This window comes from Promicromonospora sp. NPDC052451 (assembly GCF_044547525.1).
Lineage (GTDB): Bacteria > Actinomycetota > Actinomycetes > Actinomycetales > Cellulomonadaceae > Promicromonospora.
In genome coordinates, this window is sequence record NZ_JBIUAP010000002.1 from 1 (window position 1) to 15,487 (window position 15,487).

11 protein-coding genes and 1 tRNA gene are annotated in these 15,487 nt (G+C 70.7%); 5 read left to right on the forward strand and 7 right to left on the reverse strand.

What is annotated here, in order from left to right; genetic code table 11:
* Positions 1-151: 151 nt before the first annotated feature.
* The 3 genes from ACIG47_RS02885 to ACIG47_RS02895 all read right to left on the reverse strand — a co-directional run bounded on the left by ACIG47_RS02885 (position 152) and on the right by ACIG47_RS02895 (position 6,191).
* Positions 152-3,955: a multifunctional oxoglutarate decarboxylase/oxoglutarate dehydrogenase thiamine pyrophosphate-binding subunit/dihydrolipoyllysine-residue succinyltransferase subunit gene (locus tag ACIG47_RS02885; RefSeq protein WP_397429530.1), complete on the reverse strand. Its 3,804-nt coding sequence runs from the start codon at positions 3,953-3,955 to the stop codon at positions 152-154.
* 342 nt (positions 3,956-4,297) lie between these two features.
* Positions 4,298-5,482, reverse strand: a complete 1,185-nt coding sequence (locus ACIG47_RS02890) for a sensor histidine kinase (RefSeq protein WP_397429531.1) — start codon at positions 5,480-5,482, stop codon at positions 4,298-4,300.
* A gap of 25 nt (positions 5,483-5,507) precedes the next feature.
* Entirely contained in the window at positions 5,508-6,191 is a 684-nt protein-coding gene (locus tag ACIG47_RS02895) for a response regulator transcription factor (RefSeq protein WP_372494744.1), read from the reverse strand.
* 241 nt (positions 6,192-6,432) lie between these two features.
* On the opposite strand from ACIG47_RS02895, the gene ACIG47_RS02900 reads away from it, so the two are divergent.
* From ACIG47_RS02900 to ACIG47_RS02910, 3 genes are all read left to right on the forward strand, one after another.
* On the forward strand, positions 6,433-7,863 hold the full coding sequence (locus ACIG47_RS02900; RefSeq protein WP_397414039.1) for a hemolysin family protein: 1,431 nt from the start codon (positions 6,433-6,435) through the stop codon (positions 7,861-7,863).
* Entirely contained in the window at positions 7,860-8,906 is a 1,047-nt protein-coding gene (locus ACIG47_RS02905) for a hemolysin family protein (protein WP_397429532.1), read from the forward strand. The genes ACIG47_RS02900 and ACIG47_RS02905 overlap by 4 nt, the downstream gene beginning before the upstream one ends.
* A gap of 168 nt (positions 8,907-9,074) precedes the next feature.
* A complete protein-coding gene (locus ACIG47_RS02910) occupies positions 9,075-10,319 on the forward strand; it encodes a D-alanyl-D-alanine carboxypeptidase family protein (protein WP_397429533.1) in 1,245 nt (414 codons plus the stop codon).
* 25 nt (positions 10,320-10,344) lie between these two features.
* On the opposite strand, the gene ACIG47_RS02915 is transcribed toward ACIG47_RS02910, so the two are convergent.
* Genes ACIG47_RS02915 through ACIG47_RS02925 form a run of 3 tightly spaced genes read right to left on the reverse strand, consistent with a single transcriptional unit; the run spans position 10,345 to position 12,459 of the window.
* Complete coding sequence (locus ACIG47_RS02915) at positions 10,345-11,007, reverse strand: CYTH domain-containing protein (RefSeq protein ID WP_397414033.1); 663 nt, start codon at positions 11,005-11,007, stop codon at positions 10,345-10,347.
* Positions 11,008-11,062: 55 nt separating this feature from the next.
* Entirely contained in the window at positions 11,063-11,623 is a 561-nt protein-coding gene (locus ACIG47_RS02920) for an STM3941 family protein (protein ID WP_397429534.1), read from the reverse strand.
* Between the two features lie 38 nt (positions 11,624-11,661).
* Entirely contained in the window at positions 11,662-12,459 is a 798-nt protein-coding gene (locus tag ACIG47_RS02925; protein WP_397429535.1) for a TSUP family transporter, read from the reverse strand.
* Between the two features lie 86 nt (positions 12,460-12,545).
* Here ACIG47_RS02925 and ACIG47_RS02930 point away from each other — a divergent pair, with 86 nt between their 5' ends.
* Both ACIG47_RS02930 and ACIG47_RS02935 read left to right on the forward strand, forming a co-directional pair.
* Positions 12,546-12,995, forward strand: coding sequence for a hypothetical protein (locus ACIG47_RS02930; RefSeq protein WP_397429536.1), 450 nt, complete (start codon positions 12,546-12,548; stop codon positions 12,993-12,995).
* A 761-nt stretch (positions 12,996-13,756) separates the two neighbouring features.
* Positions 13,757-15,037, forward strand: coding sequence for a hypothetical protein (locus ACIG47_RS02935; RefSeq protein WP_397429537.1), 1,281 nt, complete (start codon positions 13,757-13,759; stop codon positions 15,035-15,037).
* Between the two features lie 337 nt (positions 15,038-15,374).
* Here ACIG47_RS02935 and ACIG47_RS02940 read toward each other — a convergent pair.
* Positions 15,375-15,447: transfer RNA gene (locus ACIG47_RS02940), tRNA-Arg, on the reverse strand.
* Positions 15,448-15,487: the final 40 nt, after the last annotated feature.

Here is a 15,487-nt window from a genome sequence, read left to right on the forward strand (position 1 = left end):
GCGCGCGTCGGCCGGGGGGGGGCTGCTAGGACCAGGTCCTTGACCGCGGCGGCTGCCAGCCGGCCAGCCCCGGCCGGGCCGGCCCCCCCCCGGGGGGGGCCCCCCGGGGGGGGGCCCCCCCCGGGGGCCCCGCCTCTCGTGGTGCGTGCGGTCAGCCGCGCGCGAAGGCCTGTTCCAGCAGGGTCTTCTGCTGGGCCTGGTGCAGCTTGGCCGTACCGGCCGCCGTCGAGGCCGACGCCGGGCGGGAGACCACCTTGACGTACGGCACGTCCATCGGCAGTGCCAGGTGGATGAAGCCCCACGCGCCCTGGTTCTGCGGCTCGTCCTGGACCCAGACCACCTCGGCGTCGCCGTACTTGGCGAGCTCCGCGCGGATCTGCTCCTCCGGGAACGGGTAGAGCTGCTCCAGGCGGACGAGCGCCACGCCCTCGTCGCCGCGCTTGGTGCGCTCGGCGAGCAGGTCGTAGTACACGCGGCCGGTGCACAGGATCACGCGGTCCACCTTCGCCGGGTCCGCGGTGGTGTCCGCGAGAACCTCGCGGAACGTGCCCTCGGTGAAGTCCTCCGCCGCGGACGCCGCCGCCTTGAGGCGCAGGAGCTGCTTGGGCGTGAACACCACGAGCGGACGGCGCGGCCGGGCGTAGGCCTGACGGCGCAGCAGGTGGAAGTACGACGCCGGCGTGGACGGCTGCGCGGCCGTGATGTTGTTCTCGGCGCACAGCTGCAGGAACCGCTCGATGCGGGCCGACGAGTGGTCGGGCCCCTGGCCCTCGTACCCGTGCGGCAGCAGCATGACCACCGAGGACGACTGGCCCCACTTCTGCTCGGCGGACGAGATGAACTCGTCGATCACCGTCTGGGCGCCGTTGACGAAGTCGCCGAACTGCGCCTCCCACAGCACCAGGGCGTCCGGGCGCTCCACGGAGTAGCCGTACTCGAAGCCGAGCGCCGCGTACTCCGACAGCGAGGAGTCGTAGACCCAGAACTTGGCCTGGTCGCTCGACAGGTACAGCAGCGGGGTCCACTCGGCACCGGTCTCGCGGTCGTGCAGCACCGCGTGGCGCTGCACGAACGTGCCGCGGCGCGAGTCCTGGCCGGCGAGGCGCACCGGGGTGCCCTCCACGAGCAGCGAACCGAAGGCCGCGAGCTCGCCGAAGCCCCAGTCGATGCCGCCTTCCTTCGCCATGAGCTGGCGCTTCTCCAGGAGCTGCGCGAGCTTGGGGTGCACCGTGAAGCCCTCGGGGGGAGTGGTGTGCACGTCGCCGACGCGCTGCAGCAGCTCCTGCGAGATCGCGGTCTGCCAGCCGACCATCGTCCCGGCGTCCTCACGCTGGGACTCGGGCCGCTCCAGGCCGGCGAGGTGCTCGGTCTGCGGCGCGGGCGTGAACCCGGACTTGGTCTCGGTGAACACCCGCTCGAGCTGCGACTGGTAGTCCTGCAGTGCGCCCTCGGCCTCCTCGACGGTGATGTCACCGCGCGCGACCAGGTTCTCGGTGTAGAGCTTGCGCACCGAGCGCTTGGTCTCGATGAGGTTGTACATGAGCGGCTGCGTCATCGACGGGTCGTCGCCCTCGTTGTGCCCGCGGCGGCGGTAGCAGATGAGGTCGATGATGACGTCCTGGCCGAACTGCTCGCGGAACGCGAAGGCCAGCTCGGCGGTGCGCACGACGGCCTCGGGGTCGTCGCCGTTCACGTGCATGACCGGGACCTGGTAGCCCTTGGCCACGTCGGTCGCGTAGGTGGTCGAGCGGGACGCCGTCGGGCCGGTGGTGAAGCCGACCTGGTTGTTGACGACCACGTGGATGGTGCCGCCGGTGCGGTACCCGCGCAGCTGCGACAGGTTCAGCACCTCGGGGACCACGCCCTGGCCCGCGAAGGCGGCGTCTCCGTGCACCAGGATCGGCAGCACGGAGAAGCCGTCGCCACCGAGGTCGATGCGGTCCTGCTTGGCGCGCACGATGCCCTCGAGCACCGGGTCCACGGCCTCCAGGTGCGACGGGTTGGCCGCGAGGTAGACGCGCGTGGTGGCGCCGGACTCCGAGGTGAACGTGCCCTCGGTGCCGAGGTGGTACTTGACGTCACCGGAGCCCTGGACGCTCTTCGGGTCGAGCTGGCCCTCGAACTCCTTGAAGATCTGGCCGTAGCTCTTGCCCGCGATGTTCGCCAGCACGTTCAGGCGGCCGCGGTGGGCCATGCCGATGCCGACCTCGTCGAGGCCACCCTCGGCGGCCTTCGACAGGATCGCGTCGAGCAGCGGGATGAGGGACTCGCCGCCCTCCAGCGAGAAGCGCTTCTGCCCGACGAACTTGGTCTGCAGGAACGTCTCGAACGCCTCGGCGGAGTTCAGGCGGCGCAGGATGCGGAGCTGGTCCTCGCGCGGCGTCTTGGCGTAGCCGGCCTCCAGGCGCTCCTGGAGCCACTTGCGCTGCGCCGGGTCGGCGATGTGCATGTACTCGATGCCGATGGTGCGGCAGTACGAGTCGCGCAGCAGGCCGAGGATCTCGCGCAGCGTGGCCTTCGGCTTGGTGCCGAAGCCCGCCGTCGGGAAGGTCCGGTCCAGGTCCCACAGCGTCAGGCCGTGGTTCTGGATGTCCAGGTCGGGGTGCTTGCGCTGGCGGTAGGCGAGCGGGTCGGTGTCCGCCATGAGGTGACCGCGCGAGCGGTACGCCTGCACGACCTCGGCGATCTTGGCCGGCTTGGCGGCCTCGACGTCGGCGTCGACCGTGTTGTCGCGCACCCAGCGGACGGGCTCGTACGGCACGCGCAGGGCCGCGAAGACGCGGTCGTAGAAGCCGTCCAGTCCGAGCAGCTTCTCCGCGATGATCTTGAGGAACTCGCCGGACTGCGCGCCCTGGATGATGCGGTGGTCGTAGGTCGACGTGAGCGTCATGACCTTCGAGACGCCCATCCGGGCGAGCTGCTCCTCGGACGCGCCGGCGAACTCGGCCGGGTAGTCCATGGCGCCGACGCCGACGATGGTGCCCTGACCCTGCATGAGCCGCGGCACGGAGTGCACGGTGCCGATGCCGCCCGGGTTGGTCAGCGAGATCGTGGTGCCCTGGAAGTCCGGGACGCCGAGCTTGCCGCCGCGAGCCTTGCGGACCAGCTCCTCGTAGGCCGCCCAGAACTCGGCGAAGTCGAGCTCCTCGGCCTTCTTGATGCTGGGCACCAGGAGCTGGCGCGAGCCGTCGGGCTTGGCCAGGTCGATCGCGAGGCCGAAGCCGACGTGCGCGGGCTGGTTCACCCCCGGCTTGCCGTCCACCTGCTCGTAGTGGGCGTTCATGACGGGCATGTCCGCCAGCGCCTCGACCAGCGCGAAGCCGATGAGGTGCGTGAACGAGATCTTGCCGCCACGGCCGCGCTTGAGGTGGTTGTTGATGACGATGCGGTTGTCGACCATCAGCTTGGCGGGCACGGCGCGCACCGAGGTGGCGGTGGGGACCTCGAGAGAGGCCTCCATGTTCGTGACCACGCGCGCGGCCGGGCCGCGGAGCTTCTGGACGTCGTCGACGGCGTCCGGGTGCGCCACCGGGCGCTCGAACGTGTCCGCGTAGTGCGTGGTGGGCGGGGTGGCGATGGGGTTCGCCGGGTTGATCTTCGGGTCGGCCGGGAGGACCTTCTCGCGCACCGGCTGGCCGGCCTCCGAGGCGGCGGTGCCGCCCGTGACCGGGGCCTGCTGCGCGGGTGCTGCCGGCGCGGGGGCGGCCTCGGCAGGTGCCGCGGGGGCGGCCGCCGGGGTCGCGGTGGGGGCCGCTGGACCGCCGTCCTTGGCGGACCCGTTCTCCCCCGGGGTGTAGTCGGCGAAGAAGTCCCACCACGCGGGGTCCACCGCGTTCTTGTCCTTCAGGTACTGCTGGTAGAGCTCGTCCACAAGCCACTCGTTGGCTCCGAATGACGAGCTCGCCACGCTGATCGACTCTGAACCAGCCTTAGGGGACACGCGCGGATCGCCCACCTTCACCACAGTTGCGTTCGTAGCGCGCCACGTCTGGTCGCGGCGCGCGCAGCCCGAATGTTTTCGGACCCTCCAAGGGTAGGCCCTTTCAGCCCTCCGGTGGGGTGTGGTCGCACGGGCCCAGCCGTGTGCCACGGCACCAATGAAGGTGGTTCGTCATGCTTCCCGCAGCCAGAGCAAAACGCGGGCAACATTCGCCCTCGAAGAGGCCAACGCCGCGTTACGGGGTTTTGTTGCAGGCTGGACGTTCTTTGCGTGTGTGACGGAAATCACGGGACTCCGTCTCACGCTCCGACCGACAGGACCCCTAGGCTGCTGGGTTTCCTGCGGGCTTCGCCCGGTTCACACCGTGTGCGTGGTTGTGACACCCGGTGCCGGGTGTGCCCGCGCGGGGAGGGTGACGCGCATCGTCGCGCCCCGCTCGGAGTCCACCACCTCGACGTGCCCGCCGTGCAGCTCGACCGCCCAGCGGACGATGGCGAGGCCGATCCCGGTCCCGCCGCTCGACCCGACCGTGCCGCCGGCGGTGCTGCCGACCGTGCTCCCGGCCGTGCCGCCCGCGGCGTCCGCGAACGGCTCTGACGACGAGCCGTTGCGCCCCCTGCCGTCGCCGGACCCCGTGCCGCGGACGAACCGCTGGAAGATCCGCTCCCGGTCCGCCGCTGCGATCCCGGGACCCTCGTCACTCACCTCGAGCACGACGTCGGCCCCCTCGCTCCCGTCCACCGGGTAGGCGTCCAGGCGCACGACGCCACCGGCCGGCGAGTGCCGGATCGCGTTCTGCAGCAGGTTGGTGACCACCTGGCGCAACCGCTCGGCGTCGCCCTCGATCACCAGGTCCTCCGGGGTGACGTCCACGACGTAGTGCAGGTCCTTCGCCGCGTCGACCATCGACAGGTCCTCGGCGCAGTCCTCCAGGAAGTCGCCCACCGCGATGGTGCCGACGTTGAGCGCCGACGCGCCCGCCTCGATGCGCGACAGGTCCAGCAGGTAGGTGACGAGCCGGGTCAGCCGCTCCGTCTGCGCGTGGGCCTGCTCCAGGGCTGCCGGGGTGGGCGGCACCACGCCGTCGACCATGTTCTCGAGCTGGGCCTGCAGGGCGGCGACCGGCGTGCGCAGCTCGTGCGACACGTTGGCGATCAGGTCCCGGCGGGTCTGCTCCACCGACGCCAGGTCCTCGGCCATCCGGTTGAAGGCGTGCGCGAGCTGACCCACCTCGTCGCTGCTCGTGGCGCGCACCCGGCGCGTGTAGTCGCCGTCCGCCATGGCCTGGACGGCCTCCGTGATCTCGCGCAGCGGCGACGTCATGCCGCGGGCCAGGACCTGCGTGACCAGCAGCGACAGGATGATCGCGAGCGGGAACGTCCGGCTCGGGCCCAGCGACGCCTGCAGGCCCAGCCACGTGATGAGCACGGCGGCGGTCACGGTGGCCGCCACCAGCACGCCGAGCTTGATCTTGAGCGAGCTGAGCGGGTCGAGCGGGCGCACGTCCGGCACGCGGGGACGGGGCACGTGCGGCCGCATCATCGGGACACCTGGTCGTGAGACCCGCTCACTGGCCGGCGGGCGGCTCGAACGCGTAGCCCACGCCGTGCACCGTGCGGATCAGGTCGGGGCCGAGCTTGCGGCGCAGCGCCTTGATGTGCGAGTCGACGGTGCGGGTACCGCTCGCGTCCGCCCAGTCCCACACCTCGGCGAGCAGGCGCTCGCGCGTGAGCACGGTCTTGGGGGACCCGGCGAGCATGACCAGCAGCTCGAACTCCGTGGGGGTCAGGTGCACCTCGTCGCCGGCCCGGTACACGCGCCGCTGGGCGCGGTCCACCGTGACGTCGCCCATGGTCATGGGCGGGTCGGCCGGGGTGGTGGCGGCGGCCTGCGCGGCGCGGTCCACCCGCCGCAGCAGCGCCTTGATGCGGGCCACGAGCTCGCGCATCGAGAACGGCTTGGTCATGTAGTCGTCGGCGCCCACACCGAGGCCGACCAGCATGTCCGTCTCGTCGTCGCGCGCCGTGAGCATGAGGATCGGGGTCGGGTGCTCGGCCTGGATGCGGCGCGTCACCTCGAGGCCGTCGATCCCGGGCAGCATCACGTCGAGCACGACGACGTCGGGGCGCAGCCGCGAGGCCGCGTCGACACCGGACAGCCCGTCGCGGGCCACCTCGACGCGCCAGCCCTCGGCGGACAGGCGCTGAGCGATCGCCGTGGCGATCGTCGGCTCGTCCTCGACCACGAGCACGGTCGCGCTCTGCTGGCCGGTCGAGGCTGCGGCCGACGCCGTACCGGGCTGCTGCGGGGCCCCAGACGGCTGGGGAATACCAGATGACATAGGTCAATCATGCCCGTACTTGCCTGACAAGACACTGAGACGAGCCTGAGAGTCCGCCTCCCGCTACGATCTGTCGCACGATGATCGAGCGATATCCCGACCGGAATTCCTGGAAGATCCTGCACCCCCCGAGTGCCTTCCGGAGCGCGAGATGACCGGCGACTGGATCATGGTCGCCGTCGGCGTCATCCTCACAGCAGGTACTGCTGTCTTCGTGGCAGGGGAGTTCTCCCTCGTCACCATCGACCCCGCCGTGATCGGCGACTCCGACGACTCGGAGGGGGACAGACCCGGCCGGACCGGGTCCGGATCCACCTCCGCCCATGCCGCCCGGCCCGCGCTGGGGCACGGCATGCGGGACCGCAGCGTGCGCACCGCCCTGCGGCACCTCTCCACGGAGCTGAGCTCCGCCCAGGTCGGCATCACGCTGACCACGATCCTGCTCGGGTACACGGCGCAGCCGGCCCTGAACTCCCTGCTGTCGGCGGCCCTCGGCACGGCGTCCGTGCCGACCGCGGTCTCCGCCGGCCTGGCGGGGGTCCTGGCGCTCGTCCTGGTGAACGCCTTCTCGATGGTGTGCGGCGAGCTGATCCCCAAGAACTTCGCGCTCTCGGCCCCGCTGGCCACCGCGCGCCTGGTGGTGCCGGTGCAGCGCGTGTTCACGATCACGTTCAAGCCGCTCATCGCGGTGCTGAACGGGTCCGCCAACGCGCTGCTGCGCCGCCTCGGCGTGGAGCCGCGGGAGGAGCTGTCCGGCGCGCGGTCTGCGTCCGAGCTCGCCTCGCTCGTGCGGCGCTCCGCCGAGGAGGGCACGCTCGAGGAGTCGGTGGCGACCCTGCTGACCAACTCGATCGAGCTGGACACGCTCAGCGCCCGTGACGTCATGACCGACCGGCTGCGCATGTCCGTGCTGGACCGTGGTGCCACGGCGGCCGACGTCGTGGCGCTCGCCCGGCGCACGGGCCACTCGCGGTTCCCCGTGATCGGCGAGGATCGTGACGACGTGGTCGGCCTGGTGCACCTGCGGCGTGCCGTCGGGGTGCCGCACGACCGGCGCGACGAGGTCCCCGCGGCCGCGCTCATGGTGGAGGCCCCGCGGGTCCCGGAGACCGTGCGTCTCGGCCCGCTGCTCGTGGAGCTGCGCGAGCTCGGCATGCAGATGGCGGTGGTGGTCGACGAGTACGGCGGCACGTCCGGCGTCGTCACGCTGGAGGACGTGGTCGAGGAGCTGGTGGGCGACGTCGCGGACGAGCACGACCCGCGGCGCGCCGGTGCCGCCCGGGCCGCCGACGGGTCCTGGATCGTCCCGGGCGTGCTGCGCCCCGACGAGCTGATCGAGTACACGGGCATCGAGGTGCCGGAGGGCGCGGCGTACGAGACGCTCGGCGGGCTCGTCATGGCCGAGCTGGGACGGATGCCCGCCGTCGGCGACGAGGTCACCGTCCGGAACGCGGCGTCGCGCGTGACCCTCCGGGTCGAGGCGATGGACGGGCGGCGCGTCGAGCGCGTCCGGGTCCGGCCGCTGCCCGGCGACGGCACGGGCGACGACGCGTCGCGCATCGAGAAGGGCACGAACCGATGAGCACGACCACCGCACTCGTCGTCGGGCTCGTGCTGCTCGCGGGCAACGCGTTCTTCGTCGGCGCCGAGTTCGCCGTCATCTCGGCACGGCGCAGCGCCATCGAGCCGCTCGCCGCGGCGGGTGACCGCCGCGCCGCGACCGTGCTGTGGGCGATGGAGCACGTGTCGCTCATGCTGGCGTGCGCGCAGCTCGGCGTGACCGTCTGCTCCACGGGTCTCGGCATCGTGGCGGAGCCGGCGCTCGCCCACCTCCTGGAGGGCCCGCTGCACGCCCTGGGCGTGAGCGACGAGCTCACGCACCCGATCGCGCTGGTCGTCGCGCTGTCGCTGGTCGTGTACCTGCACGTGGTGCTCGGCGAGATGGTGCCGAAGAACCTCGCCGTGGCGGGTCCGGACAGGGCGGTCATGTGGTTCGGGCCGCCGCTGGTGCTGCTCGGACGGGTGCTGCGCCCCGTGATCGGCGCGCTGAACTGGATCGCCAACCACGCGGTGCGCCTCGCCGGTGTGGAGCCGAAGGACGAGGTGGCCTCGGCGTTCACGGCCGAGGAGGTGCAGTCCATCGTGGAGCACTCCCAGGCCGAGGGCGTGCTGCGTGACGAGCAGGGCCTGCTCGCGGGTGCCATCGAGTTCTCCAACCGCACCGCGGGCGACGTGATGGTGCCGGTCGACGGCCTGGTCGCCGTCGACGAGGCCAGCACGCCCGACGACATCGAGCGGCTCGTGTCCAGGCACGGCTTCAGCCGGTTCCCGGTGGTGGCCCGCCGGGACGAGGGGGACGAGCTGGTCGGGTACCTGCACCTCAAGGACGTGCTGTACGCCACCGGCCCGGCACGCTTCGAACCGGTGGCCGCCTGGCGGGTGCGCGCCCTGGCCGCCGTCGCACCGGGCGACGAGGTCGAGGACGCGCTGCGCGTCATGCAGCGCTCCGGGGCGCACCTGGCCCGGGTGGAGGACGCCGAGGGGCAGGTGCTCGGCGTCGTCTTCCTGGAGGACATCCTCGAGGAGCTGGTGGGCGAGGTGCGCGACGCCATGCAGCGTCGTTGATCGCGGGTTGACCGTCCGCCGGCTCCCGGTCGCGCACGGGTAGGGAACGCGTCACGCACGGGTAGCGCACTTCGCCCGTCAGGGCTTGGCAGGGGGCTCGACCAGGGTTAGTGTCGCGTGCGACATGTTCACCGCGAGGGGCCGCGGACACACGATGACGGAGGGCCAGTGGAGTCCACGGCTGTGACCAGCGTGCAGCCCGCGCCCATGACGCGCCGGGCACGGCGTGAGGCGGAGCAGCAGGCCCAGGCGCTCCGCGCCCGCGGAGCACGGAACCACCCGACGCACCCGCCGGTGGCACATCCTCCCGTCACGCACCCGCCTGTCACGCGCCCGCCCGTGCCGCACCCGCAGGCCTCCGCGCCGTGGTCGGCCGCGGGCAACCGGATCGCCGCGGAGACCCGGGTCGCGTTCGCGCAGCCGCCCGTCCCCGCGTCGCTGATCACCCACCAGACCCTTCCCGTGGCGCCGATGTCGGTGCCGCTCCCGGCCGTGCAGGTCACGCCGCTGCCCGCGGCGGCTCCCGGCCGTCCGTCGGTGCCGACGGCGCGGCCGCCCCGGCTACCGCACCCCTCGGGCGAGATCCCGCTGCTTCCGCGGCCCGTGCCGGCCACGCCCACCGCGCCGCCGGCCGCCCGGGGTACGGCCTCGTTCGACCAGCTCGTCACCGGCGCGATCCCGCGGCCGGTCCGCGCACCCTCGGTACTCGCGGGGCAGCGCCTCATCTCGCGGGCCACGGTCATCGGCACGCTTGCCGCGGCGACCATCGCGGCCCCGTTCGCCCAGGGCCTGGCCCCGTCGGGCGAGTCCCCGTTCGAGGTCGAGGCGCCGCCGACCGGGCCGAACGTGCTCGACCTCGTGACCCAGCCCGTGGAGCGGCCCGAGACGTCCGGCGCGGTGCTGCGCGCGGAGGCGATGACGCGGCCCGAGTCGGCGGCGAGCCGGTCCTTCGACCGCAGCCCGCTGCCGGACTGCGACGTCGACGCGCCCGTCGAGGGCACCAACGGTGCGCTCGCGGACCACTCGCTGTGCGAGCTGTGGCAGGCGGGGGAGTACCTGCGGCCCGACGCCGCGATGTCGCTCAGCGCCCTCAACGAGGCGTTCCGCGCGTCGTTCGGGCGCGAGATGTGCCTCGTGGCGAGCTACCGCGACCTGGACACGCAGTACGAGCTCAAGGCGTCCCGCGGCTGGTACGCCGCGTCGCCCGGCACGTCGATGCACGGCTGGGGCCTCGCGATCGACCTCTGCTCGAAGGAGACCGGCGACAGCGAGGTCTTCTCGTGGCTCTGGGCCAACGCGCCGTCCTACGGGTGGCAGAACCCGTCGTGGGCGCAGCTCGGAGGCAGCAAGTACGAGCCGTGGCACTGGGAGTTCGTGTCCGGCGTCGTCGAGAAGGGTGAGTGGCACGGGTAGAGCCCGGTGCCCGCGCCCGCCCCTGTCAGAGGCGTAGGTGCGTGTTGGGCCCGAAGTCCTGCCGGAACACGGGGCCCTCGCTCGCGAGCTCCGCGGCGAAGGCCGGGGCCCAGCCGCTGTAGGGCTCCATCGCGAGGGACTCGTTCGAGAAGCGGCGGTCGTCGGTGATCTCCGTGACGCAGAAGTCCGGGATCTGCAGGCCCGTGACCGGGCCGGAGCGCTCGCACTCGGCCACGACGAGCGGGTGGTTGGCACCGCCGAACACGTCGATGGACCAGCCGTCCGCGCCCAGCCACGCGGCGTACCGCACCTTGACGATCGGGGCACCACCGCGGCGCACCAGCTCGACGCCGACGTTCGGGTCCAGCTCGCGCTCCGCCTCGTACCGGGTACCGCCCACGGCGGGACCCTTCACGGTGACGGCGGCGAAGTCGATGTCGGCGGTGTGCGCCCGCAGGAGCTCCGCCGGGTCGGTGTCCGCCGTCAGGTCGGCGTCGACGTCGCCGGCCTGGACCCGGACGCGGAGGGCGTAGCCGTCGTCGGCCAGGAAGTAGGACTGCACGATGAGGGCGGGTGCGTCCCGGAGCTCGTCCGGGAGGTCGCGCACGAAGAACCGGCGCTCGAACTCGAAGTCGGCGTAGCCGCGGTCGGGATCGGTCTGGCCGGGTTCGTAGCGGTCGTCGCTCATGAGGCCCCTCGCCCTGCTGGGTGCGCGGTGCTTGTCCGCGGATGATTCAGGAAGTCTACGCAACCGGGGCGGTGTCAGGCGTGCGTCCCGCCACGAACTGGGACAACGTGGCCGAGAGCTCCTCCGGGCGCACGGCGATGCTGCCCGGCTTGAGCACCACGGGCGTGCCCACCAGCGACGCGTGCACGGACGCCGCGACGCGCCGGACGACGGTGCGCTGGCGGGCGACGACAGCCCGCGGGTCGGCGACGTCGACGGCGAGCACCCGGCGGAAGGCCAGCCGTGCCTCGCGGACCCCGGTGACCTCTGACCAGAGCACCTGCTCGACGCCGAGGTTGGGCAGCCAGTCGACCAGGCCGTCGCCGTCCAGCGTGAGCACGGGCCAGGTGGGCAGGAGGAGACGGCGCAGCACGATGAGACCGAGTCCCGTGAAGACGAGGACGCCGATCGCGCTCACCGACACCACGGCCAGCGCCGCGCGGGAGCCGCTGGTCTGCGCGAGGCCGAAGCCCAGCCAGGCGACGACGGCGCAGAGCGCGACCAGGGCCAGGGCGCCGAGCGCGAGCAGGAGGACGTGGGCGCGGGACGGGTAGAAGTCCACGGACTCGTCGGGCATACCGGGACAGTAGCCGCAGCGTGGGATGTATCGGTAGTTCAGCCGACCAGGAGGCGTGCGCCGGCCACCGCGGTCATCACCAGCACGACGGTGCTGAAGACGGGGCCGGAGACGCGGTGCGCCACTAGGCGGCCGAGCAGGAGGCCCGCGACCAGCCCCGGGAGCAGGACGAGCGAGATCCGGAGGGAGTCGGCCGAGACGAGGCCGAGCCCCGCGCTGAACGGCAGCTTGGCGATGTTCACGGTGAGGAAGAAGAGCGCGACCGTGCCGAGCAGGCCCGCGCGGGAGACGCCGGTGCGGAGCAGGTAGAGGCTCATGGGTGGGCCGCCGGCGTTCGCGATCATGGTCGAGACGCCGGCGATGGCGCCCAGGGTAGCGCGGGTCAGGCGTTCGCGGGCGTTCGGTGTGCTGCTGTGGGCTCCGGTGGCGGTCTCGGCACCCGGGCGGCCGGCCGCGCGTCGTGCGGTGACCTGCCGCACGAGGTCGCCCAGTCCCGCGAGGAGGAGCAGGGCACCGACGATCCGTGCGCTGACGTCGGGCGGGGCCCAGCGCAGGGCGGCGAAGCCCACGACGAGGCCGAGGGTGACGCTGGGGAGCAGGGTACGCAGGATCTGCCACCGCACGTCGCGGCCGTAGGTGGCGACGGCGACGAGGTCACCGACGATGAGCAGGGGCAGCGCGACGCCGGCCGCCGGGACGGGCGGGAGGACCGACGCGATGACGGCGGCGCCCAGTGCGCCCAGGGGCGGCAGGCCGGTCTTGGCCAGGCCCATGAGGAGGGTGGCGAGGGTGCCGCCGATGACGACGGTGGTCGTGAGGTCGAGGGTGGGGGTCATGACGGGGCGGACATTACGGGGTGCGGTGGGTGATGTCGGTGCCGGTGGCTGGTCTGGGTGCTGCTTGCCTGGCATCCTGACCTGCCGTGACGCAGTTTCCTGGGGGCGTTCCACTCATGGGATGGCTTCTCGTCGCGTCGGGTGTCCTCGGGGCGATTCGTCTCTGGCGTGAAGCCAAGAAGTACCGCACGAAGGCAGTCCCAAGGCCTGGCGGGCGGATGGCCAGAATTAGTGAGGGACTGGCACTCGCCCTCGCGTGGCTCATGGGCGGGGCGCTGGTTCTCTTTCCTGTGGCCCCGGCGGCTTCCGTGGTGATGGCGGTGGTCGCCGTTCTGTGCCTTCCCGTCGTAGTCGTCTGTACGGGGCTGGTTGCTCTCTTCCGGGTCGATGAACTCGCCGAGTGGATGGGCTGGCCACGATCTGAGGGACGGTGGCGCCGTGGCGTTCTCCAGGGCGTGGGTTTGGCGCACACCGTCGGGGGCGTCGGGATCTCGGTGATCATTGTGCGCGCGGCCCTGGCGCTACTCGATGGGTGAAGAACGTGTCTGCCGGCGATCTGCCAGGGTCGCGTTCGAGCCGTCAGATGACGGGACGAAGGTGCGCTTCTACCCAGTCATTGCGCCCAGAATCCCGCTCGGTTCTGGGCGCAATGACTGGGTAGAAGCGCACTTCCCGTGGACGGCCGCGGACAGTCGGCCACCCGCCGGGCTCGCAGCGAGGGATTCGCCGACCGGTTGACCCAGAGTGTCGGAGGCAGAGTGTCGGAGGCGCGCCTCGACCCACGCGCGCGCCGCGCACTGTGAGGCGTGGTGGGGAACTGTGCCCGGCCCTGGACAGTGAAAGGGCCCCTCATCTGGCGTTATGCCTGATGAGGGGCCCTTTCTCGGTGGGTGCGCCTGAAGGGATTCGAACCCCCGACCTTCTGCTCCGGAGCCAAGCTGGGTCGGTTTTGGGCGCCGGTCGGCTAGTGCGCGCAGCGATCCCGTCGTCCAGACCTGTTCCGGGGCGTCCAGCGTAGGACGCTGCTGTAAACCAGCAGATAGTCCAGCAGACGGGGGCTCCGAAGCGGCCAGGTCAAAAACCACCCGCTGTCCCCGTTCGGTCGTGGACCAAGCCGGGGCATGCTGTGCACGTGATGTCATCGGAAACGGAGCCCCTGCGTCCTGAGCTCTGGGATCATGTCCTACCCGCAATCAAGGCTGCTCGTGACGCTGGCAGGGCCTATGCCCGCAGCGGCCGGTACGTCCCTCGACTCCCACTGGTCGAGTACACGCAAAATGACGCTGGTTGGCCCGACGTGACACGAGACCGACTGGGAGCCGGTTCGGGCCGCGGGCCGATGAACTGGTGCGACCTGTTCTCGTTCCACGACGGACCCACCACCCATGTCTTCGTCCCAGCCGAGCCCGATCTGGCCCGTGCCGTGCATGACGTCGTACGGATGGCGTTGCGTGACCCTGACCTCCTGCGTGGGCTCAGCCGGATCGCGCCACTGGTCCCAGAGGAAAAGCGTCAGGGGCAACTGGAGTGGGAACTGATTGGACAATTCATCGGGCGCATACTTAACCGCGCTGACGCTGTCCATGCCGAGACCGATCAGGAACTCTTCGCGATCTACCGTCAAATCGAGCAGGCGCGATTCGCTCCACGGCTCACTGGGGATGTGATTATCCCGCTAGTGGCGGTCAGCTTCGATACGACGGAGCCAATCCATGTGGACGGGGAAACTTGGATCGAGCCCTTGACCGAGGCTGACCACCGCTCCCGGTCTATGAACTGGATCAGGCACGACGGTGTATCAGCGTGGGTCGCGGCGGCGGCAACCCACGCCGTCGTCACACGAGGCGTGACGTTTGCCAATCAGGTCCACCCGTTGGGAGTGGGATCGCAAGGGGGTTTGCCCCCGGAATTTCAGTATTCGATGGCTCACGCTGTTGCTGAGGCAACCTATATCGTGGCAGGTTCAGTTACGGGGCACGCGCAAGTTCTGGTTCGACCCCACGGTTGGGCCGACGACTGGCTTCACGACTTGCCCCCGCTCTGGTCCGCATGGGAGGCCCGGGCATACCCAGAGTCACTAAACGAGCGGTCGTGGCTCAACGAGCGGACGCCTATCAGTGGTGAGCAAACTGCTGAGGTGGCTCAGGTATCGAAGGCCCTGCGCACGGCGCCGGCGAACGTCAAACTCGCCGCTCGTCGCTGCCGACAGAACGTATTCCGCGGAGATGTTGAGGACATGGTGCTTGATTCCGCGATCGGGCTGGAAGCGCTCCTCGGCAAGGACCGTGATGCGCTGACGCACCGGATGGCGCAACGTGCGGCACTTATTTTGGCCGAAGATGTCGAACCGTCATTGACCTATGACGTACTCAAGCAATTTTACGGTATCAGGTCGACAATCGCTCACGGCGGAAAGCCAAAGCGATGGACGCTGAAGGTTGGAGACGTAAATCTGGATGTGGCTCAGACGGGCACCTTCTTCCTGAAGATGCTACTCCGAAATATTCTGCTGGCGAAGGAGCCATGGACTGCCGAGTCAGTCGATGAACTGATGCTAGAGCGATTTGCTCGGGAGTGAATCAATGCTCTTTGAGGTGCCGATAGAGCCGGGCGCAAATAATTGCGCTGGCTCGTGCTGGCGCTGCTCCCGTTCGGCCTTAGGGGCCGAGATGCGGTTTCAAGGCCTTCCTAGGCGGCAGTTCGGCGCTCCAGGTCGACCGTTACAAGGGTCTTGTCGTCATGGACTTTGGAGCGTGGCCATTGCTGACCGCTGAGGTCAGCCTCGGTTCCGCCGGGTGAACATGCAGGGCGTACCCCAGCAGTTAGTCCAGCAGTAGCGGAGAACTCATCAATCGATCAGAGAATGAAGAAGGCCGTGACCAGCGTTCGCGCTGGTCACGGCCTGTTTTTGTCTGTGCGCCTGAAGGGATTCGAACCCCCGACCTTCTGCTCCGGAGGCAGACGCTCTATCCACTGAGCTACAGGCGCGGGGCCGTCGGCAGAGAGACCTTGCTCTCGTAACGGCCGA